This window comes from Anatilimnocola aquadivae, assembly GCF_049819085.1.
Lineage (GTDB): Bacteria > Planctomycetota > Planctomycetia > Pirellulales > Pirellulaceae > Anatilimnocola.
The window spans coordinates 7,487,720-7,506,610 of sequence record NZ_CP187419.1 but is presented as its reverse complement, the minus strand read 5'-3'; the positions used below and the strand labels follow the sequence as shown (position 1 = coordinate 7,506,610).

Genomic DNA, 18,891 nt, shown 5'->3' with positions numbered 1-18,891 from the left:
AGAACCGACCTGAATACCCGACCCCTCGGCGACCGTTAAATATACCCCAGCCCGTCCACTTTGCTATTTCTATACGTTGATTCGTACAAAATGGTTGTAGCCTAGGTCGCCGCTGCAGTGCAGTTGGTGCAATTTGCCGATCTTTCGTGCCTCGAGACCCTGTTTTGGTTGCCTAATCTTCCCGATCGGCATAATCTCCGTCTTTCCAGCGGGGATGAGCACGACGATGAACGATTCCGAGGCACATGCCGCCCTTAACATCTTTAGGGGCGACAGCGCAAAATTCCAGTTGCACCAGCTCAGCCAGCAAGGCTTTAGCGGGTCTTCCGTTTGGAAGGCGATAGCAGCTGACTGCGAACCGCTCTGTTTGAAGCGCTGGCCGGTCAGTCATCCGCCGCCAACTCGGTTGCCGTTCATTCACCAGGTGCTGCGGCATGCGCGGGAAATGAATCTGAAGTTCATTCCAGAGCCGCACCGCACGCCGCAGGGGCAGACCACGGTCGAACTGGCTGGCAGCACCTGGGAGTTAATGACCTGGCTGCCGGGCTCAGCCGACTATCTGACCAATCCATCACCGGCTCGCTTGTGCGCTGCGCTTCGCTCGTTGGCCCTGTTTCATCGTACCGGAGCGCTGTTTACGACGGGCCATTTGTTTCAAGCCAGATTAGCCAGGACGACGCCGGCACTCGACGAGCGGATCTCCCGCTGGCGAGAACTGAGTGGCCGGGTTCCGGCAATCATTGCCGCCGTGAGAAGCCGGAGCATTCCCGAAATCGATGACCTCGCCCAGCAATGGATCGCGCGGCATCCACAGTTACCCAGTGAGATCCTGCGGCAGCTTTTTTTGACGAACCAACGCCAGCCGGTTCTTCAGCCGGCGATTCGCGACCTGTGGAGCGACCATGTCCTGTTCACCGGCGACGAAGTGACCGGCTTCATCGACTTTGGTGCGCTGCGAATCGATACCAAGCTCGTCGATATCGCCCGGCTCCTGGGCAGCCTCGCTGGTGATGACCTGGCCCAGCGCCATGCCGCGCTCGCTGCTTATGCCGAGATTGTTCCGCTGAGCGCTGACGATTGCGGAATCATCGACACGCTCGACCACAGCGGCGTGCTTATCGGCGGCTGGAACTGGCTCGACTGGCTCTACGTCCAGCAGCGGCAGTTCCCCTCCCTGGCAGCCGTCCGTGGCCGGCTACTTCACCTGCTCGATCGCCAGCCTTCCACCATGCGGTGATGCTGCGAATCCTGTAAGTGATTTCGATTCCCACCGCCCCGGTGAACTGCTCAACGATAATCAATCAAGCAGCGAAAGAGCTTGGCTTTGCCTTGCGAGTCGAAGGTCAGCCCCAGTACGACGGGGTTGTTCACCGTTTTGGGAATGACTGTCCAGTAAACGAGCCTTGCTGAACCAGGCAGTACTGGAAGCTGGTCGTACTCGCCCGCTACGGCAAAAGGGATGTTCGCCACCGGCGGAGCCGATTGCTTTAGGTTCGTATCGTAAACCGGATCACCAAACCGTTCGTTCAATTGTTCGAGAGACAGTTCGCCCGATTCTGCTCGACGCAAGGCATCGGTCAGGTCGCCATCTTTGGGAATGTTGGGATCCGTCGGATGAGGAAAATCCCGATGCCCGAACATCACATGGACACCTTCGGTGTGCTGCTGTTGCCTGACAAAATCTCGAATGAGTTCATCTTTCTCCAACACGAGCCGCAGTGAAATCTGCCGCCGATCGACAATCCAAGCGAAGGCGACGCTACACAGCAGAATCAGCCAAACGAGGTCGCGCAAGCTGAATCGCAGGCCGATCTTCATTGCGAGATACCTCTCACGCTAGTTCCTGCGGCAGGACAAAGCCCAGGCGTTGCCAATAAGCGGCTGCCTGAGCGGGGTCGAGTTGGCTGTAGTCGGGCTGGGGCTTGGGTGGAATATAAGTAATGTCACCAAACCAGACGTCGGGATAGTCTGCGATGAACTTCTTCATTCGCTCGTAACAGCCTGCGTCGTCGAGCACGGTCACTTCGACGCCCAGCGCCCGCAGGAGCAGTTCCGATTCTTGAAAGCTCCGGTTCTCGGCGACGACGATTCGCGGAATCTTGAACCGCAAGCTGGCCCCCGCACACATGTAGCACGGCGACAGTGTTGTGTAGAGCGTCGAGCGGGCAAACTCCCGCTCGGTAATCTTCGTCCCTGTGTTTTGCAGGCAACTGGTCTCGCCGTGCAAGATAGGGTTACCTTGTTGAACCCGCTGATTCGTTCCCGAGGCTCGCACTTCGCCATCGATGACGAGCACCGCGCCAATGGGAATTGCTCGCGGTTCGAGTCGCACGGCCTCATCGACGGCAGCCACTGCGGCGGCGAGAAACTTACGATCGAGTTCGAGTTGGTTCATGTGTGGATAATCCTTTCCTCGTTCTTTTCCTCGTGGGATGAAGCCGTGCTTCGTCCGTATTCTTTGCTTTCAGCAGCTCAGGACGAAGCACGGCTTCATCCCACGGGTTACTGACTGATCCAAGCCATCGTTTTGGTTGCCAACCGATCGAGCGCCTGCACCGAAAGTTCCAGATGCTCTTCCTTTGTGTCTTCAATCTTGTTGTGCGAGATGCCCCGTAGGCTCTGCACAAACAGCATGATCGTCGGCACCCCAGCGCGGCAAACTTCAGCCGCATCGTGCAGCGGGCCGCTCGGCAGCCGATGTGACGCGCCGCACGTTTCTTGGATCGCGGCGTCGCACAGTTCGATCAGCTGCGGGTGAAACGGAAAAGGCTGAATCTGCCAGAGCTTTTTCCAAGCAACTTCGATTTTCTCTTCGCTGGCGATTCGCTGGCTGGCTTCGCGAGCCGCGTGATGCATCGCCGCGAGTGACGAGGCACTGAGATGCCGTTGATCAAGCGTCATCGTGGCTTCGCCAACAACCGCCGTCACAATGCTTGGTTCCGTCGTCACTTTGCCGACCGTACACACGCCGCCATGCTCGACGGCGATTTCGCGAATGGCCAGATGCAACTTGGAGACACCGCCGAGAGCATCGCGGCGATGCGTCATGGGCGTGGAGCCCGAGTGAGCAGCCTGGCCGGTGAAGGTAATCGTGTGGCGCTCCACGCCGAAGGTTCCCAGCACCACGCCCATTGGCAGGTTCAGGCTTTCGAGCACCGGGCCTTGTTCGATATGAAGTTCCAAGTAGGCGGCCGCGTTCTTCAGTTCCTGCTTGGCCTCGGTCGCGCGATCGAGATCAATCCCATGCGCTTTCACGGCATCGACCAGCTTGATTCCTGCGCGGTCGGTGAGATTGCGGAGATCATCGGGCACCAGTGCGCCGGAAGCAGCACTCGAACCAAACAAGCTGCGGCCAAAGCGGGCTCCTTCTTCGTCGGCCCAATCGACCAGCCGCACGGTCACCGGCGGAACACCTTCGGCAGCGATGCGACGCAACACTTCGAGCCCAGCGACGACATTCAGGCAGCCATCGAGCCAGCCACCATTGGGAACGGAATCGATATGCCCGCCAATGAGCAATTCTTTCTCCGACTTGCCCTTGAGCGTGGCCCACAGATTTCCGGCGGCATCTTGATGGACTTCGACGGGCAGCGTGGCCAGCTTTTCGCGAAACCAAGTTCGTGCTTTCACCCAGGTCTCGGTGAAGGCGACTCGCTGGGCACCGTTGTCGTCGCCGGTGAGAGTGCGCAGCTCTTTGAGTTCAGCGATGGTTCGAGCAGGGTTGAGTGGCATGTGGAACTCGTCGCACGAACTAGTTTGCGAGTCAATATGTTGCCCGAAGCGGGGCTTCAGGCTACGGGAAGGAATAACGGAAAAGCTACTTCGAGCGCCAGATGGGATCGACGGTCGACTCGGCAGCGGTGGCGAACCAGCGGGTCGTGATGGTCTTTTGCTGCGTGTAGAACTGGATCCCTTCGAGGCCTTGGACGTGCAAGTCGCCGAAGAACGATTGATTCCAGCCTGTGAACGGGAACCAGGCCATCGGTGCCGGCACGCCGACGTTGATACCGATCATTCCCGCGTTGAAATGCTGTTTGAATTGCCGGGCCGCATAACCACTGTTGGTGAAGATCGATGCGCCGTTTCCATAAGGGCACTTGCGACCGACGGCCAGGGCTTGCTCCAGCGAGGTGGCCCGGACGACAGAAAGTACTGGTCCAAAGATTTCGTCACGGGCCAGCTGCATCTCGGGCTCGACCTTGTCGATGACCGTGGGTCGCACAAAGAAGCCATTGCCGGCGGGCAGATTGCTGCGGCCATCGAGAGCAACAATGGCTCCTTCTTTCTGCGCGATATCCAAGTAGCCAGCGACCCGGTCGCGATGGGCAGCAGTGATGAGCGGGCCCATGTCGACGACTGCATCGCCGTCGGTGGGACCAACGGTCATCGAACCGGCTTTATCGCAAAGTCGCTCGACCAGCTTGTTGGCAACATCGCCGACGGGCACCGCAATTGAGCCCGCCATGCATCGTTCGCCGGCACAGCCAAAGGCCGAAGCTTGCAGTGCGGCGACTGCCTGTTCGAGATCGGCATCGGGCATGATGATCAGATGGTTCTTCGCCCCACCAGCCGACTGCACTCGCTTGCCGTGCCTCGTCCCCGTTTCATACACGTACTTGGCGATGGCGGTCGAACCGACGAATGACACCGCGCGCACCAGTTCATGTGTGAGGAGTGCGTCGACGGCCTCTTTGTCGCCATGCACGATGTTGAAGACACCCGGCGGCAACCCTGCTTCGATCAGCAGTTGCCCCATCAGGTTCGCGGAAAGGGGAACCTTCTCGCTGGGCTTCAGTACGAACGTATTGCCGCAGGTAATCGCGACGGGAAACATCCACATCGGCACCATCGCGGGAAAGTTGAACGGCGTGATGCCGACGCAGACACCGACCGGGTGACGGACCGTTTCGCAGTCGACGCTACGAGCCACATCGGGCAACGATTGCCCCATCAGCAAGCTGGGAATGCCACAGGCGAACTCAACGACTTCGATGCCTCGCTGCACACTCGCTTTCGCTTCGACCAGCGTTTTGCCGTGCTCGCGAGTCACGGTGCGGGCCAGTTCGTCGAAGCGTTGCAGCAGCAGTTCACGAAAGCGAAACATCACCCGAGCGCGTTCGACGACGGGTGTTGCTGCCCAATCGCGACCAGCTTCGGCAGCGATCCGCACGACACTATCGGCTTCGCTGGCCGAACAGAGTGGCACGCGGGCGATGACTTGTCCGGTCGACGGATTGAAGACATCCGACGTGCGCTTGGTGGGCGAATCGATCCAGCGGCCGCCACTGAGAATGGGAATGATCGGCGGGGCAGGCGGAGAGGACACAGCAGCGGAGGCGGTCATGGCATTGCCCTTTACAAAGTGGTTGCTGCAGCTATGTTAAGCTCGTTGGTGTCGTGCAAACAGGGAGGCGCTCGCACGATTCCAGTCGTCACCTCTCACACGGGCGTTGGTCGAACGCCGCTGACGATCGTGCCATTCGAAGCACACACAAACTGATCGGCCGCCTCCGTGGGAACGCGAGAATCGCGAGCAACCATGAGCGACGCCGTCCGCAAGCACCGCGAGTTTCTGTTTCCCGCCGTGGCGATGTACTACCAAGAGCCTATCGCTCTGGTGCGTGGTGAGGGGAACTACGTCTGGGACGATACGGGCAAAAAGTATCTCGACGCCTTCGGCGGTGTGCTCACAGTCAGCGTAGGGCATGCGAATCCCAAAGTGGTCGAAGCGATCGTCGCCCAGGTGAAGCAACTCACCCACACGTCGACGCTTTATGCCAATGCCCCGCAATCGAACCTCGCCGAGAAGCTGGCATCGATCGCGCCGGGGGAGCTCAAAAAGAGCTTCTTCACCAGCAGTGGTACCGAAGCCAACGAGACGGCGATGAACGCCGCCCGTGTTGCCACCGGCAAACTGGATATCATTACTCTGCGGCACAGTTACTCGGGGCGAAGTTTGCAGACCCTCGCGGGTTGCGGACAAAGTGGCTGGAAGAAGATTCCGCTGCCGGTCGCCGGCATCAAGCACGCACATGCTCCTTACTGTTATCGCTGCCCGTTCGGCGCGAAGGATAACAGCAACTGCAGCCTGGAATGTGCCAACGATATCGAGGAACTGATTCAAACCGAAACCGGTGGCGAGATCGCTGCCTTCATGGCCGAGACGATCATCGGCTCCGGCGGCTTTATCGTTCCTCCGCCTGGCTATTTTGAACGGGCCGTGGCCATCGCCAAAAAGTACGGCGGCCTCTTCATCTGCGACGAAGTGCAAACCGCCTGGGGCCGCACCGGCAAGCACTGGTGGGGCATTGAGCACTGGGACGTCAAGCCTGACATCATGTGCAGTGCGAAAGGGATGGGCAACGGAACTCCGGTTGCCATGACCATTGCCACGCCCGCCGTCGCCGATAAGTTCCCGGGTATCACGTTCGCCACCTTCGGCGGCAATCCTGTCTCGATGGAAGCGGCCCGCGCCACATTGCAAGTGATTGAAGACCAGCACCTGCTGGAGAACTGCCGCGTCGTCGGTGGCTATCTCGGCGAACGCTTCCAAGCACTCAAAGAAAAACATCCGCTAATTGGCGATGCTCGCGGGCTGGGCATGATGCAAGCCATCGAACTCGTCAAGGATCGCAAAACCAAAGAGCCCGCGCCGCAGGCCGTCATCGCTGTGTTTGAAGAAGCCAAGCGCCGCGGCGTGCTGCTCGGCAAGGGGGGCGTCTATGGCAACGTCATTCGCACCGGCCTGATGCTCAACGCGGGTAAGCCTCAAGTCGATGAACTGGTTGAGGCGATCGATGCGGGGCTGACGGTAGCAGCGAAATAGTACCGCCCCCGGCCCTGTGCCGGGGGTTCACCGGCTTTTGCACTAGTTGTTTGGCACAGGGCGAGAAGTGCAACCATGAAAAATCTCATCAAGAACGGTCGCATCATCACGGCGACAGACGACTACTTCGCCGATGTATACATCGACGGCGAAACCGTCAGTTGCATCGGCAAGAACCTGCCTATGCCGGCCGATAAGACCATTGATGCTCAAGGCAAGCTGGTAATTCCCGGCGGCATCGATCCGCACGTGCACATGCAATTGCCCTTTGGCGGCACGGTCTCTTCGGATGACTTCCGCAGCGGGACGCTGGCCGCGGCCTTTGGCGGCACGACCTCGATCATCGACTTCGCCATCCAATACAAGGGCAAGACCTTTCAGCAGACCATCGACGACTGGGATGCGAAGAGCGAAGGAAAGTGCGCGATCGACTACAGCTATCACCTGGCGATTACCGAGTACGAGCCGCGGCACCAGCCTGAGTTCAAACAGATCATCGATGCCGGTATTACGACCTTCAAGCTGTTCATGGCCTATCCGGGCGTCTTCATGATCGACGACCAGACCATGTTCCGCGTCATGCAGTCGGCTGGTGAAGCCGGCGGCCTCACGTTGGTGCATGCCGAGAACGGCGATGCCATCACGCAGCTCATCAACAACTTGCTTGCCCAAGGAAAGGTCGAACCGAAGTATCACGCGCAGTCGCGACCGCCGACCATGCAGGCCGATGGCGTCGCCCGCGCGGTGCGAGTCGCTGAAGTTGCCAAGGCGCCGGTCTTCATTGTGCACGTCAGCTGCGAAGCGGCCATGAAAGAACTGCAACGGTCGCGGGACGAAGGGCATCCGGCTTACGGCGAAACGTGTACGCAGTATCTGTTTCTCGACGAGACGTACTACGACAAGCCGAACTTTGAAGGTGCCAAGTACGTCTTTACACCGCCGCTCGTCGGCAAAGAGAACATCGAGCCCCTCTGGAAGGGCCTGAAGCTCGGGTACCTGCAAGAAGTATCGACCGATCACTGCCCGTTCAACTTCAAGGGACAGAAGGAACTCGGTCGCGGGGACTTCACGAAGATTCCCAACGGCGGGCCCGGCGTGGAAGATCGCTTGTCGCTCGTGTATGACGGCGCGGTCGTCAAGCGCGGCTTCAGTCTGAACAAGTGGGTCGAGATCACCTCGACCGCCAGCGCCAAAATGTTCGGCATGTTCCCGAAGAAGGGAACCATCGCTGTTGGCTCCGATGCCGATATCGTGCTGTTCAATCCCGACATCGAGCGGACCATCAGCGCCCAGACACATCACATGAACTGCGACTACAGCCTGTTTGAAGGTTGGAAGATCAAGGGGCAGCCCGAGACGGTTCTCTCACGCGGCAAGGTAATCATCGAGAACGGGCAATACGTCGGTAAGGCTGGCGATGGCAAATTTTTGAAACGCGGCCAATGCGCTGCGATGTGAGCAAACGCGACGATGACTTTGAATCCCTATGCCTCGCCGGAAACCGTCTCGCCGCAGTTCGCTGCCGCTCCCAATGCAGACTTCGTCGAACTGCACGACGACATGTCGGCGTCTCCGCTCTGGAACCCTGATCTCGCCCCCACAACTCTCGCCCAGCGAACGTGGTCGACCTGGCACATCGCCGCGCTGTGGATCGGCATGAGCGTGGTGATTAGCACTTACACGCTCGCCGGCGGCATGATCGAAGAGGGGATGACCTGGTGGCAAGCGATGCTCACCATCTTGCTCGGCAATACGATCGTGCTGATTCCGATGTGCCTGAATGCCCATGCGGGAACCAAGTATGGTGTTTCGTTCCCCGTGCTGTTGCGAGCCTCGTTTGGAACCGTCGGGGCGAATGTGCCGGCCATGCTTCGCGCAGTCGTAGCCTGTGGCTGGTTCGGAATTCAAACCTGGCTGGGCGCTGGCGCCATTGATGTACTGTTTGGGATGATTATGCCGGGCTGGAAGTCGCTGGCCTTCTCGATGCTGGGAGTCGAGCTGCACACGTGGATCGCGTTCTTCCTGTTCTGGGGTGTGCAGGTTTATTTCATCGTCGTTGGGCTCGAAGGAATCAAGCATCTCGAAAGTTGGGGGTCGCCGCTGCTGCTGATCGCCGGCCTGCTGTTGCTGGGGTGGTGCGTGAACAAAGCGGGGGGACTCGATTCGGTGCTCGCAGGGTCGGTCGATCTGCAAAAGACCAAGAAGAACTTCTGGACCATCTTTCCCGCGTTTCTTACCGGTGCGGTCGGTTACTGGGCGACCCTGTCGACCAACATTCCAGACTTCACCCGCTATGCCAAATCGCAGCGGTCGCAAATGCTCGGCCAACTGTTCGGCCTGCCAACGACGATGACTTTGTTTGCCTTCATCGGCGTCGCCGTGACCAGCGCCACGCTCAAGATCTATGGCGAACCCATCGCCGATCCCATCAAGTTGCTCGCGCGTTTCGATAACGTCGCCGTGGTGCTGTTCGCGACGGTCGTAATCTTCGTCGCGCAGCTCACGACCAATCTGGCCGCCAATGTCGTTTCGCCCAGCAATGACTTTTCGAATCTCAATCCCAAGCTCATCAGCTACATGACGGGCGGGCTGATCACGGCCGTCATTGGGATTGTGATGATGCCCTGGAAGATCATGGAATCGGCGGGCGACTATGTGTTTATCTGGCTGGTGGGTTATTCTGGATTGATGGGCGCGATTGCGGGAATCATGATCTGCGACTACTGGGTCCTGCGCCGGCAACAACTCGACCTGCGCGAACTGTTCGACCCTGCTGGCAAGTACTCGTACACCGGCGGCATCAACTGGCGGGCGATTGCAGCCCTTGTGATTGGCATCGCTCCCAGTGTGCCCGGCTTTCTCGATGCCGCGACCGGCGGCAAGATCGCCGCGCCGCAGTTCTTCAAAACAATTTACACCTACTCGTGGTTTGTCACTTTTGCGATTGGCTTCGTGCTGTATTTGGTTCTGATGATCGGACATCCAAGTTTGCCACAGAAGCAAACAGCTCCTGAAAAGAGGTAACGCGATCGACCGCGTGAATCCACCATGCCTACACTCGCCACTACCGTAGACGGCCTCAAACTTCCCAACCCCTTCATCATCGGCAGCGGTCCGCCCGGGACGAACGGCAACGTCATCGGCAAAGCCTTCGACGAAGGCTGGGGAGCGGTGATTGCCAAGACCATCTCGCTCGATGCCGACAAGGTGATCAACGTCCAGCCTCGCTATGCCCGACTGCGCAGCGAGAGCGGCCAGATCATCGGCTGGCAGAATATCGAGCTCATCTCCGATCGCCCCTTCGACGTCTGGCTCGATGAATTCAAGCGATTGAAGGACAAGTATCCCGAGGGGGTCGTGATCGCGTCGATCATGGAGGAGTACAACAAAGACCGCTGGTGCGAGATCGTAGAGCGCACACAAGAGACGGGCGTGGCCGGCTTTGAATTGAACTTCTCCTGCCCGCATGGCTTGCCCGAACGCAAAATGGGCTCGGCGATGGGACAAGACTGCGCACTGATGGAAGAAGTCTGCCGCTGGGTAATGTCTGTCGCCAAGATTCCCGTCTGGGCCAAGCTGACCCCGAACATCACGCACATCGACGAAACGGCTCTCGCTGCCTTTCGTGGCGGCTGCCAAGGCGTGAGTGCGATCAACACGATTCTCTCGGTGACGAGCGTCGATCTCAACACGCTTCGTCCCGAGCCGACGGTCGAAGGCTACAGCACGCCCGGCGGCTACAGCTGCCTGGCCGTGAAGCCCATTGCTCTGCGGATGGTCAAGGAATGTGCCGAAGCCATTCGCAATCACTTTCCTGGTCGCACGCTGAGTGGCATCGGCGGCATCGAGACCGGCGCGGATGCCGCGCAGTTCATTCTGCTTGGCGCAGATACCGTACAGGTCTGCACCGGCGTGATGAAGGTTGGCTACGACTGCGTGAAGAAGATGAAGGACGATCTGCTGGCCTTCATGGCGCAGCACCAGTTCGAAACCATCAGCGATTTCAAAGGTCACAGCCTGCAGTACTTCACCACGCATCACGATCTGGTCCAGCGCCAGGCGGAAGCGAGGGCTGCAGCCAAAGCCTCTGCGAAAGGCACTCCGCCGAAGAGTACGGTGAACAAAGACACCGACTGGCAAGGGGACGCCTTCGTCAAGCAAAGCGATGCGTTGGCCCGCAACTAACCGATTGCTCTTGTCGCCCACGCTGGATTTCAGTACTGAAAGCCAATGTCTCTGTGGCTGAATCCCTGCTTGCGCCTGGCGCCGATCTGCGTCTGCCTGCTGCTGTCTGGCTGCGTCACTTCGCCGTATCGTCGTGGCTTCAGTTCCGACTACCAAGAGCCTGCAGAACTGCTCGCCAGCAACGAACCGCAGATTGAACGGGGCCAGCCGTATCCGGTTCTGGATGGCATTGGCTGGGTCGTGGGCATTCCCGATAAAGTGATCTTGTGGGATCGCCGCGTTAACAACCATCACATTTCGCCCGAGACCGAAGCCGCAATCGCGGAGTATCTGGCGAACAACGAATTGCTGGCCGTGAAGGTTCGTCTGAACCAGTATGACCCCGGCGGCGAATGGCGACGACTGGTAGCCAACAAGCGCGTGGGCTGGGGCTGGCGCTATTCGCTCGGAACGCTCGCGTGCCTGGGCTACACCATCTTCCCGGGGCGCGTCTTCGGTGGCGATCACTACAACCCGTTCACCAACACCATCAGCATCTATAGCGATGCGCCCCCGATCGCACTGCACGAAGGAGGACACGCCAAGGACTTTGCTCGCCGTCGTTGGCCGGGAACCTATGCAGCGGTGTACTTGCTGCCGGTAGCGCCACTCTGGCACGAAGCGGTCGCCACCAACGACGCGCTCAGTTACTTGGAAGAGTACGGCACGGCGGAAGAGCAACGCGAAGCTTACCGCTTGCTCTACCCGGCTTACGGCACTTACCTGGGCGGCGCCGCAGGAGACGTGATTCCGACCACTCGCACGGGCAGCCTGATTCTGTACGGCGCGGCAGTCGTCGGCGGCCACGCCGTGGGACGAATTCAGGCAGCGAGAATTCCCGATCCGCCACCCGGGACGCTTCCGGAAGATGCCGAACTGTTTGAGTAAGCTCATCGTTCTTCAATCGACATTCAGCCGATAGCCCACGCCCACTTCGGTGAGGATGAGTTGCGGACGAGCAGGATTCGCTTCGAGCTTGGCACGCAGCTTGGCCATCGCGACGCGCAGGTAATGACCTTCGTGAACCTGATCGGGCCCCCACACTTCTTTCAGCAAGAACCGCTGCGTGAGGACCTTGCCGGCATGACGAATGAGCGTGGTCAGCAGCCGATACTCGGTCGGCGTGAGATGCACTTCCTCGTCGCTCACCCAGATCCGCCGCGCGACAAGATCGGCCTTCAGGGTGCCAGCGGTGAAAATCGAGTTAGCCGGTTTGCTGGTCTGGGTCGAGTGTCGCAAGGCCACCCGAATGCGCGCGAGGAGCTCGCCGACACCAAACGGCTTGGTCAGGTAATCGTCGGCACCGGCATCGAGCGCCAGCACTTTGTCGTGTTCCTGGCCGCGAGCCGAGACGATGATGATGGGCACTTGCGACCAATCGCGAATCTGCCGCATTACCTCCAGGCCATTCATGTCGGGCAATCCCAGGTCGAGCACGATCAAGTCCGGAGGCTGGGCCGCGGCCAATTGCAGCCCTTCTTTCGCCGTCTCGGCTTCGTTGAAGCGATAGCCTTGCTCGGCCAGAGAGGCCCGCAGGAACCGCCGGATGGGTGCTTCGTCTTCGATGATCAAAATGAGTGGAGCGTCGGCGGTCATAGGGCCCCCGCCGATTCTGTAGGCTGTGCGTCGGTGGTCGAAGGCGGAGTGTGCGTGGCCGGAAGCGAGAAGACGAAGCAGGCTCCGCCCCCTGCGCGGTTCTCGGCCCGGATCTGGCCGCCATGCGTTTCGACAATCGCCTTGCAGATGGCCAATCCCAAACCGGAGCCGACGCCCCGTGAGCGCGACTCCGCTGCTTCGCCCCGATAGAACTTCTCGAAGATCCGCCGTTCATCATCGGCTCGAATGCCCGCGCCACGATCACAGACAGAGATCGTGCATGCGCGAGCATCGCTCGTCACGACAATCTCCAGCGGTGAGTCGGCCGGCGTGTACTTCAGCGCGTTATCGAGCAGGTTGATTAACACCTGTTCGATGAGCAGACCATCCATTTCGACCAGCGGTAGTTGCGGCGGAATCTTCACGGTGACTGTACGACTCGCCAGCGCGTCATCGAGGCGATGGAGCGCCGCACCAACGATCTCTTCGACCACTTCCCATTGCTTGTGAACCTGCAGCCCCGCGGATTCGATCTTGGTCATCTCCAGCAAGTTGTCGACCAGGCGATTGAGACGATTCGCTTCGTCGAATATCGATTGCAGTAATTCTTGGCGGACTGGAGCATCGGCCGCGGTCGTCGATTGCAGCAGGCTGCTACTCGCGCCGGCGATTGAAGACAGTGGGGTGCGCAAATCGTGCGACACACTGCTCAATAGTGAACTGCGGAGCCGTTCAGTCTCGGCTTCGAGCATCACCTGGCTGGCTTCGAGAGCCAGGCGATCGCGTTCCAGGGCCAGAGCCAGTTGCCCCGCACAGGCTTCCAGCATCTGCTTCTGTTCAGGAACGCGGAGCAATTCAGGATCTTCCGGCCGGACCGCCAGCACGCCCATCGTCGACTGCGAACCCACCAGCGGAATGAACATCGCCGCGGAGTGAGGCAGCGTTTCAGTCCCTAGGCCAGCTGTCTGCTCGTTCGTCATTACCCACTGCGCTACTCCCAGACTGTTCGGCTGGCGCGCAATCGCTGTATTCTTGCCCACTCGCACTTGTAGCTGCTCATCGTCGGCTGGCAAGTAAGTGGCCACTTCGCCCCGAAAGAGCTCAGCGATTTGCTTGGCGGCCAGATTCAGCAAGAACTCGCTGCCGGAAACTGCGGCGAGTTGCCTGCTCAAGCGATACAGCGTTTCGGCACGACGCTGCTGCTGCCTCGCCGCCAGAACTTGCCCGCGAATGCGGGCGGTGAGCGTACTGATGGCAATCGCAATGGCCAGCATCACGGCGAACGTAATCAGGTACTGAACATCGGAAACCGCGAGCGTGAGTTGCGGGGGAACGAAGCAGAAATCGAAGATCAGCACGGCAATCACCGAGGCGTAGATGCCCGGCCCGCGGCCATACCAGGCCGCAGCGGCCACCACGCCCAGTAGAAGCGTCATCGCCAGATTCGATTCGGCCAGTTCGAACCAGAACATGACTGCTGCCACCAGCGAGCAGACCGCTACGATCAGTGTCGTCCAGCCATAAGGTCGCCAATCGAAGGGCTTCGGCGTGTTCGCAGGTCGCGTCGTCGCTGCTTCACCATTGCCGCGCGTGACTTGCCCGCGAATCACATACACATCAATCTCGCCACTTTGCCGCAGCAAGCTATCGAGGAACGAACCGAACAGCAACGACTGCCAACGCGGCGTTTCGGTCTTGCCGGCAATGATCTTGGTGACGTTCTGGTCGCGCGCGTAGGTCACAATCTCCTCGGCCGCATTCGCGCCGCCCAGCGTGACGGTTTCGGCCCCCAGTTGTTCTGCCAGTCGCAAATTGCTGGTGAGTTGCTCACGGGCGGCGGAGGAAAGGAGCGGGATGTTGTCGACGTGAGCGGCGATCCACTCGGCATGCAAGGCGCTGGCCATGCGCTTGGCCGTGCGAATCAACTTGGCCGATTGCGGACTGGGACTGACGCACACGAGCAATTTATCGTTCGTCGGCCAGGTAGTTCGTTCGCCGCGCGTATCGCGCTCGGAGCGGACATCTTCGCCCACGCGATCGGCCGAGCGTCGCAGCGAAATCTCGCGCAGTGCGACGAGATTCGAGCGCTGAAAGAAACTCTGGATGGCCCGCTGAGCTTGCGCGGGGAGATAGATCTTGCCAGCTTGCAGTCGTTCGACCAGTTGCTCGGGCGTGATATCGATCAGTTCAATCTCATCGGCCCGGTCGAAGACATCGTCGGGCAATGTCTCGCGCACGGCCACACCGGTGATTTGCGCCACGACATCATTCAAGCTCTCGATGTGCTGGACGTTGAGTGTCGAATAAACATCAATGCCCGCCGCCAGCAACTCTTCGACATCTTGCCAGCGTTTGGCGTGCCGCGATCCTTCGGCATTGGTGTGAGCCAGTTCATCGACCAGAATCAAAGCGGGCTTGCGAGCCAGGGCGGCATCGAGATCGAATTCTCGTAACTGCAAATCACGATACATAACCGTGCGCGGCGGGATCACTTCGAAGCCGGCTAACAGCGATTCTGTCTCTTGCCGGCCATGAGGCTCGACATATCCCACGACCACATCGAGTCCCGCCCCGCGGCGGCTGCGAGCCTCTTGCAGCATGGCGTAGGTCTTGCCGACTCCCGCCGCATAGCCGAAGAAGATGCGCAGCTGCCCGCGGTGGGCGCGGGCCATTTCGGCCTGAACCTGACTGAGCAGAACATCGGGATTGGGCCGCGACTCGTTCATCGAATGTCATTCTAACTGGCAAGTAGAGTAGCCCCCGCGTCGATTATGGCCGGCTCCCTATTCGCTGGTTGATAACCACTTTTGATAACCATTTTGCCCGTTCTTTTCATTCTGGCCCTCACTGCAAGGTCTTGTCATTATTGCAGTTACCAGATTGGCAGCCTTCATTCTGACGATCGTCTGAAAACCATTTGATAACCTTTTCGCGATCTTTTTTGATAGGGCTGATCGTCGCAACCTCTTGCAGTTTCGCCAGTTGCGATTCAGCCAGCCCTTCATTCTGACGATCGTCTGAAAACCATTTGATAACTTTTTTCGACCATTTTGTTCGTCACGATCAGTGTGCAACCTATTCCGTTCCAAGCAGTTGCGACTTACGCCGCCCTTCATTCTGACGATCGTCTGAAAACCATTCCTTATCCGTTTCACTCGCGCCAGATTTCGAGCTCGCTGGCACTGGTGATTGTCGCTGCGCGTCAGCAGAACACTGTTGAAGTTCAGAAATGACTCAGCCATCAACGGGCTCCAATTCTGTCTGGTTGCGACCCCAAGGTTGTTCTCGCGTCACTGGATTCGCGCGCGCAAAACCAGCAGCCACGGCGGAGCGTGGCCACGTCACTCGTAAGAGAACCTCTTGCAATTAGCGCACGGCGGTGATCTGTTGTCAATCATCTTTTGAGCTATTTTTTCATACATGGCGTCTATCTTTACGCAAGTCACATCGCCCCGAGGTGACCGGAATTGGCGTTTTGCGCAGGCCAGCGAATCAAAGTCACATCCGGCGGATGTGACCTACTGGTCGAGCAGTGATCACTTCGCAGCGACGGCATCCAGGTCGCGATTGAGCAGCAGGACATTCACGCGCGGTTCGCCGAGCAGGCCCAATTGTCGCTGTTCCGTATGCTTCGCCACGAGCTGTTGAACGGCTTCCGGCGAGATGTTGCGTTCTTTGGCCACGCGCGCAACTTGCACCGCCGCGGCGGCGGGACTGATGTGGGGGTCGAGGCCACTGCCCGATGACGTGAGCAGATCGACGGGAATCTGCTTCAGCTGAGGATCATATTTTCGCAGTTCCGCCGCTCGCGCTTCGGCAGCCGCTTGCAGGGCCGGATGACGCGGACCGTAGTTCGATCCGCTCGATAGGGCCGCGTTGTACGGGAATGGACCCGTCGCCGAGAGTCGCCCCCAAAAATACTTTGGCTCGGAGAACGACTGCCCAAGCAGCGCGGAGCCTTGGATCTTGCGGTCGACCACAATCAGACTGCCCCCCGCTTGATGTGGAAAGACAACCGCCGCCACAGCAGTGACGACGAGCGGATAAAGGACGCCGGTGAGGACTGTCAGCAGCAGCAGCATCGCCAGGGCCGACCAGGTTTGTTTAAGGAAGTTCATGTGTGTATCTCACTGACGATTGTATTGTGTTGGTAATTAAGCCAGACCGATCGCTACAAGGAGCAGGTCGATGAGCTTGATGAAAATGAACGGGACGATCAGGCCGCCGAGGCCGTAGATCAGCAGGTTGTCGCGCAGGATGAGCGCGGCACCCACGGGTCGATACTTCACCCCTTTGAGTGCCAGCGGGATGAGCGCCACGATGATGAGCGCGTTAAAGATCACCGCCGACAGAATGGCGCTGGCCGGTGAATGCAAATTCATCACGTCGAGGGCCTTGAGCGCCGGATAGGTCGAGGCGAAGGCTGCCGGGATGATCGCAAAATACTTGGCCACGTCGTTGGCAATGCTGAAGGTGGTGAGCGCGCCGCGCGTCATCAGCAGTTGCTTGCCGATGTTCACGATCTCAATCAGCTTGGTGGGGTTGGAATCGAGGTCGACCATATTGCCGGCCTCTTTCGCGGCTTGCGTGCCGGAGTTCATCGCGACTGCGACGTCAGCTTGGGCGAGTGCGGGGGCGTCGTTCGTGCCGTCACCCGTCATGGCGACCAGGCGGCCGCCTTGCTGATAGTCGCGAATGAGTTTCAGCTTCGCTTCGGGCGTGGCTTCGGCGAGGAAGTCATCGACGCCCGCCTCGGCGGCGATGCTGGCTGCCGTGAGCGGATTGTCGCCGGTAATCATGACTGTCTTGATCCCCATCTGACGCAGTTCGCTGAAGCGTTCGCGAATGCCACCCTTGACGATGTCTTTGAGCTGAATCACTCCCAGCGCACGGGAGCCATCGGCCACTACGAGAGGCGTACCACCGCTATGGGCGATCTGATCGACCTGCATGCGCAGACCCTTGGGAAAACTGCCCCCCGCTTGTTGCACATATTTTTCGATTGCGTCAGCGGAACCTTTGCGCACTTCGTGACCGGGCAAGTTGACGCCGCTCATGCGCGTGCTGGCCGAGAACGGGATGAAGGTGGCGTGCAACTGATCGAGATCGCGACCGCGCAGACCAAAGTCGCGCTTCGCGAGTACCACTATGCTGCGCCCTTCCGGAGTTTCGTCGGCCAGCGACGAAAGCTGCGCGGCATCGGCCAGTTCCGCGGGCGTCACGCCGTCAGCTGGCAAAAAAGCAGTAGCCTGGCGATTGCCGAGCGTGATAGTGCCGGTCTTATCGAGCAGCAGCACATCGATGTCGCCGGCTGCCTCCACCGCGCGGCCCGACATGGCAATCACGTTGGCCTGGCTCAGGCGATTCATGCCGGCAATGCCGATCGCCGAGAGGAGCGCGCCGATCGTCGTAGGAATCAAACAGACCAGTAGCGCCACCAAGACCGCAATCGTGATCGGCGAACCTTGCCCGGTCACTTCGACGCTGTAGAGCGAAAACGGCAGCAGCGTGGCGGTGACCAGTAGAAAGATGATCGTAAAGCCAGCGAGCAGAATCGCGAGGGCGATTTCGTTCGGTGTCTTTTGACGTTTGGCACCTTCCACCATCGCAATCATACGATCGAGAAAGCTCTCGCCCGGCATGGTGGTGACGCGAATGATCAGCGAATCGGAAACGACGCGCGTGCCGCCGGTGACCGAGCTGCGGTCACCACCACTTTCGCGCACGACAGGTGCGCTTTCGCCGGTGATGGCACTTTCGTCGACCGAGGCGACACCTTCAATGACCTCGCCATCGGCGGGAATGACTTCACCCGCGCGGACCAGCACTTCATCGCCGGGGCGCAAGTTGCTGGCCGGTGTGGAGGCAGTGAGCATCTTCGCGCGATCGTAGATCTTGTTGGCAGGAACCTGCTGACGAGAGCTGCGGAGCGTATCGGCCTGAGCCTTGCCGTGACCTTCGGCGATGGCTTCGGCGAAGTTCGCAAACAGGACGGTGAACCACAGCCAGAGCGAAATGGCACCGACAAACAGCGGCGATTCGCCGGGCGTTTGCCAGGATTTCAAAAACAGGACCGTCGTGAGGATGCTGCCGATGAAGACCACAAACATCACGGGGTTTTTGATCTGCACGCGCGGATCGAGCTTGGCCAGCGAAGCCAGGAGTGCTTCGCGCACGATCTGTGAGTTGCCGAAGAGGGAACGAACTTTGGTAGTCATGGAAGTAGCGTTGTTGGAGTGTTGTTT

Annotated in this window: 15 protein-coding genes; 6 read left to right on the top strand and 9 right to left on the bottom strand. The window is 59.3% G+C overall.

Annotated features, from left to right (window positions below; translation table 11 throughout):
• Nucleotides 1-214 precede the first annotated feature (214 nt).
• Entirely contained in the window at nucleotides 215-1,237 is a 1,023-nt protein-coding gene (locus NA78x_RS29760; protein ID WP_425616015.1) for a phosphotransferase enzyme family protein, read from the top strand.
• Nucleotides 1,238-1,287: 50 nt separating this feature from the next.
• Here NA78x_RS29760 and NA78x_RS29755 read toward each other — a convergent pair whose 3' ends face one another.
• From NA78x_RS29755 to NA78x_RS29740, 4 genes are all read right to left on the bottom strand, one after another.
• Nucleotides 1,288-1,818 carry a hypothetical protein gene (locus NA78x_RS29755; RefSeq protein ID WP_425616014.1) on the bottom strand — a complete coding sequence of 177 codons (531 nt, stop codon included), beginning with the start codon at nucleotides 1,816-1,818 and terminating at the stop codon, nucleotides 1,288-1,290.
• 13 nt (nucleotides 1,819-1,831) lie between these two features.
• Entirely contained in the window at nucleotides 1,832-2,395 is a 564-nt protein-coding gene (locus NA78x_RS29750; RefSeq protein ID WP_425616013.1) for a nucleoside deaminase, read from the bottom strand.
• Between the two features lie 107 nt (nucleotides 2,396-2,502).
• Nucleotides 2,503-3,732, bottom strand: a complete 1,230-nt coding sequence (locus NA78x_RS29745; protein WP_425616012.1) for a Zn-dependent hydrolase — start codon at nucleotides 3,730-3,732, stop codon at nucleotides 2,503-2,505.
• An 85-nt stretch (nucleotides 3,733-3,817) separates the two neighbouring features.
• The gene (locus tag NA78x_RS29740; protein ID WP_425616011.1) at nucleotides 3,818-5,344 is read right to left on the bottom strand and encodes a CoA-acylating methylmalonate-semialdehyde dehydrogenase; all 1,527 of its coding nucleotides are present in this window, start codon (nucleotides 5,342-5,344) and stop codon (nucleotides 3,818-3,820) included.
• A gap of 195 nt (nucleotides 5,345-5,539) precedes the next feature.
• On the opposite strand from NA78x_RS29740, the gene NA78x_RS29735 reads away from it, so the two are divergent.
• The 5 genes from NA78x_RS29735 (at nucleotide 5,540) to NA78x_RS29715 (ending at nucleotide 11,938) form a co-directional block, all read left to right on the top strand.
• A complete protein-coding gene (locus NA78x_RS29735; protein WP_425616010.1) occupies nucleotides 5,540-6,826 on the top strand; it encodes an aspartate aminotransferase family protein in 1,287 nt (428 codons plus the stop codon).
• A 75-nt stretch (nucleotides 6,827-6,901) separates the two neighbouring features.
• On the top strand, nucleotides 6,902-8,284 hold the full coding sequence (gene hydA, locus NA78x_RS29730; protein ID WP_425616009.1) for a dihydropyrimidinase: 1,383 nt from the start codon (nucleotides 6,902-6,904) through the stop codon (nucleotides 8,282-8,284).
• A 12-nt stretch (nucleotides 8,285-8,296) separates the two neighbouring features.
• The gene (locus tag NA78x_RS29725; RefSeq protein ID WP_425616008.1) at nucleotides 8,297-9,850 is read left to right on the top strand and encodes an NCS1 family nucleobase:cation symporter-1; all 1,554 of its coding nucleotides are present in this window, start codon (nucleotides 8,297-8,299) and stop codon (nucleotides 9,848-9,850) included.
• Nucleotides 9,851-9,874: 24 nt separating this feature from the next.
• Complete coding sequence (gene preA / locus NA78x_RS29720; protein ID WP_425616007.1) at nucleotides 9,875-11,011, top strand: NAD-dependent dihydropyrimidine dehydrogenase subunit PreA; 1,137 nt, start codon at nucleotides 9,875-9,877, stop codon at nucleotides 11,009-11,011.
• A 45-nt stretch (nucleotides 11,012-11,056) separates the two neighbouring features.
• The gene (locus tag NA78x_RS29715) at nucleotides 11,057-11,938 is read left to right on the top strand and encodes a hypothetical protein (RefSeq protein ID WP_425616006.1); all 882 of its coding nucleotides are present in this window, start codon (nucleotides 11,057-11,059) and stop codon (nucleotides 11,936-11,938) included.
• 12 nt (nucleotides 11,939-11,950) lie between these two features.
• Here NA78x_RS29715 and NA78x_RS29710 read toward each other — a convergent pair whose 3' ends face one another.
• The 5 genes from NA78x_RS29710 to kdpB all read right to left on the bottom strand — a co-directional run bounded on the left by NA78x_RS29710 (nucleotide 11,951) and on the right by kdpB (nucleotide 18,864).
• Nucleotides 11,951-12,646, bottom strand: a complete 696-nt coding sequence (locus tag NA78x_RS29710) for a response regulator (RefSeq protein ID WP_425616005.1) — start codon at nucleotides 12,644-12,646, stop codon at nucleotides 11,951-11,953.
• A complete protein-coding gene (locus NA78x_RS29705; protein ID WP_425616004.1) occupies nucleotides 12,643-15,372 on the bottom strand; it encodes an ATP-binding protein in 2,730 nt (909 codons plus the stop codon). The genes NA78x_RS29710 and NA78x_RS29705 overlap by 4 nt, the downstream gene beginning before the upstream one ends.
• Before the next feature lie 57 nt (nucleotides 15,373-15,429).
• A complete protein-coding gene (locus NA78x_RS29700) occupies nucleotides 15,430-15,888 on the bottom strand; it encodes a hypothetical protein (RefSeq protein WP_425616003.1) in 459 nt (152 codons plus the stop codon).
• A gap of 294 nt (nucleotides 15,889-16,182) precedes the next feature.
• A complete protein-coding gene (gene kdpC, locus NA78x_RS29695) occupies nucleotides 16,183-16,764 on the bottom strand; it encodes a potassium-transporting ATPase subunit KdpC (protein ID WP_425616002.1) in 582 nt (193 codons plus the stop codon).
• A gap of 36 nt (nucleotides 16,765-16,800) precedes the next feature.
• Nucleotides 16,801-18,864, bottom strand: a complete 2,064-nt coding sequence (gene kdpB, locus NA78x_RS29690) for a potassium-transporting ATPase subunit KdpB (RefSeq protein WP_425616001.1) — start codon at nucleotides 18,862-18,864, stop codon at nucleotides 16,801-16,803.
• Between the last annotated feature and the right edge of the window lie 27 nt (nucleotides 18,865-18,891).

Excerpts from the sequence above, each read along its gene's own strand:
- NA78x_RS29755 (WP_425616014.1), bottom strand. The coding sequence starts at position 1,818 with ATGAAGATCGGCCTGCGATTCAGCTTGCGCGACCTCGTTTGGCTGATT.
- preA (WP_425616007.1), top strand. The coding sequence starts at position 9,875 with ATGCCTACACTCGCCACTACCGTAGACGGCCTCAAACTTCCCAACCCC.
- kdpC (WP_425616002.1), bottom strand. The coding sequence starts at position 16,764 with ATGAACTTCCTTAAACAAACCTGGTCGGCCCTGGCGATGCTGCTGCTG.
- NA78x_RS29725 (WP_425616008.1), top strand. The coding sequence starts at position 8,297 with ATGACTTTGAATCCCTATGCCTCGCCGGAAACCGTCTCGCCGCAGTTC.
- NA78x_RS29710 (WP_425616005.1), bottom strand. The coding sequence starts at position 12,646 with ATGACCGCCGACGCTCCACTCATTTTGATCATCGAAGACGAAGCACCC.
- NA78x_RS29735 (WP_425616010.1), top strand. The coding sequence starts at position 5,540 with ATGAGCGACGCCGTCCGCAAGCACCGCGAGTTTCTGTTTCCCGCCGTG.
- NA78x_RS29740 (WP_425616011.1), bottom strand. The coding sequence starts at position 5,344 with ATGACCGCCTCCGCTGCTGTGTCCTCTCCGCCTGCCCCGCCGATCATT.
- NA78x_RS29715 (WP_425616006.1), top strand. The coding sequence starts at position 11,057 with ATGTCTCTGTGGCTGAATCCCTGCTTGCGCCTGGCGCCGATCTGCGTC.
- hydA (WP_425616009.1), top strand. The coding sequence starts at position 6,902 with ATGAAAAATCTCATCAAGAACGGTCGCATCATCACGGCGACAGACGAC.
- kdpB (WP_425616001.1), bottom strand. The coding sequence starts at position 18,864 with ATGACTACCAAAGTTCGTTCCCTCTTCGGCAACTCACAGATCGTGCGC.
- NA78x_RS29705 (WP_425616004.1), bottom strand. The coding sequence starts at position 15,372 with ATGAACGAGTCGCGGCCCAATCCCGATGTTCTGCTCAGTCAGGTTCAG.
- NA78x_RS29745 (WP_425616012.1), bottom strand. The coding sequence starts at position 3,732 with ATGCCACTCAACCCTGCTCGAACCATCGCTGAACTCAAAGAGCTGCGC.
- NA78x_RS29700 (WP_425616003.1), bottom strand. The coding sequence starts at position 15,888 with ATGGCTGAGTCATTTCTGAACTTCAACAGTGTTCTGCTGACGCGCAGC.
- NA78x_RS29760 (WP_425616015.1), top strand. The coding sequence starts at position 215 with ATGAGCACGACGATGAACGATTCCGAGGCACATGCCGCCCTTAACATC.
- NA78x_RS29750 (WP_425616013.1), bottom strand. The coding sequence starts at position 2,395 with ATGAACCAACTCGAACTCGATCGTAAGTTTCTCGCCGCCGCAGTGGCT.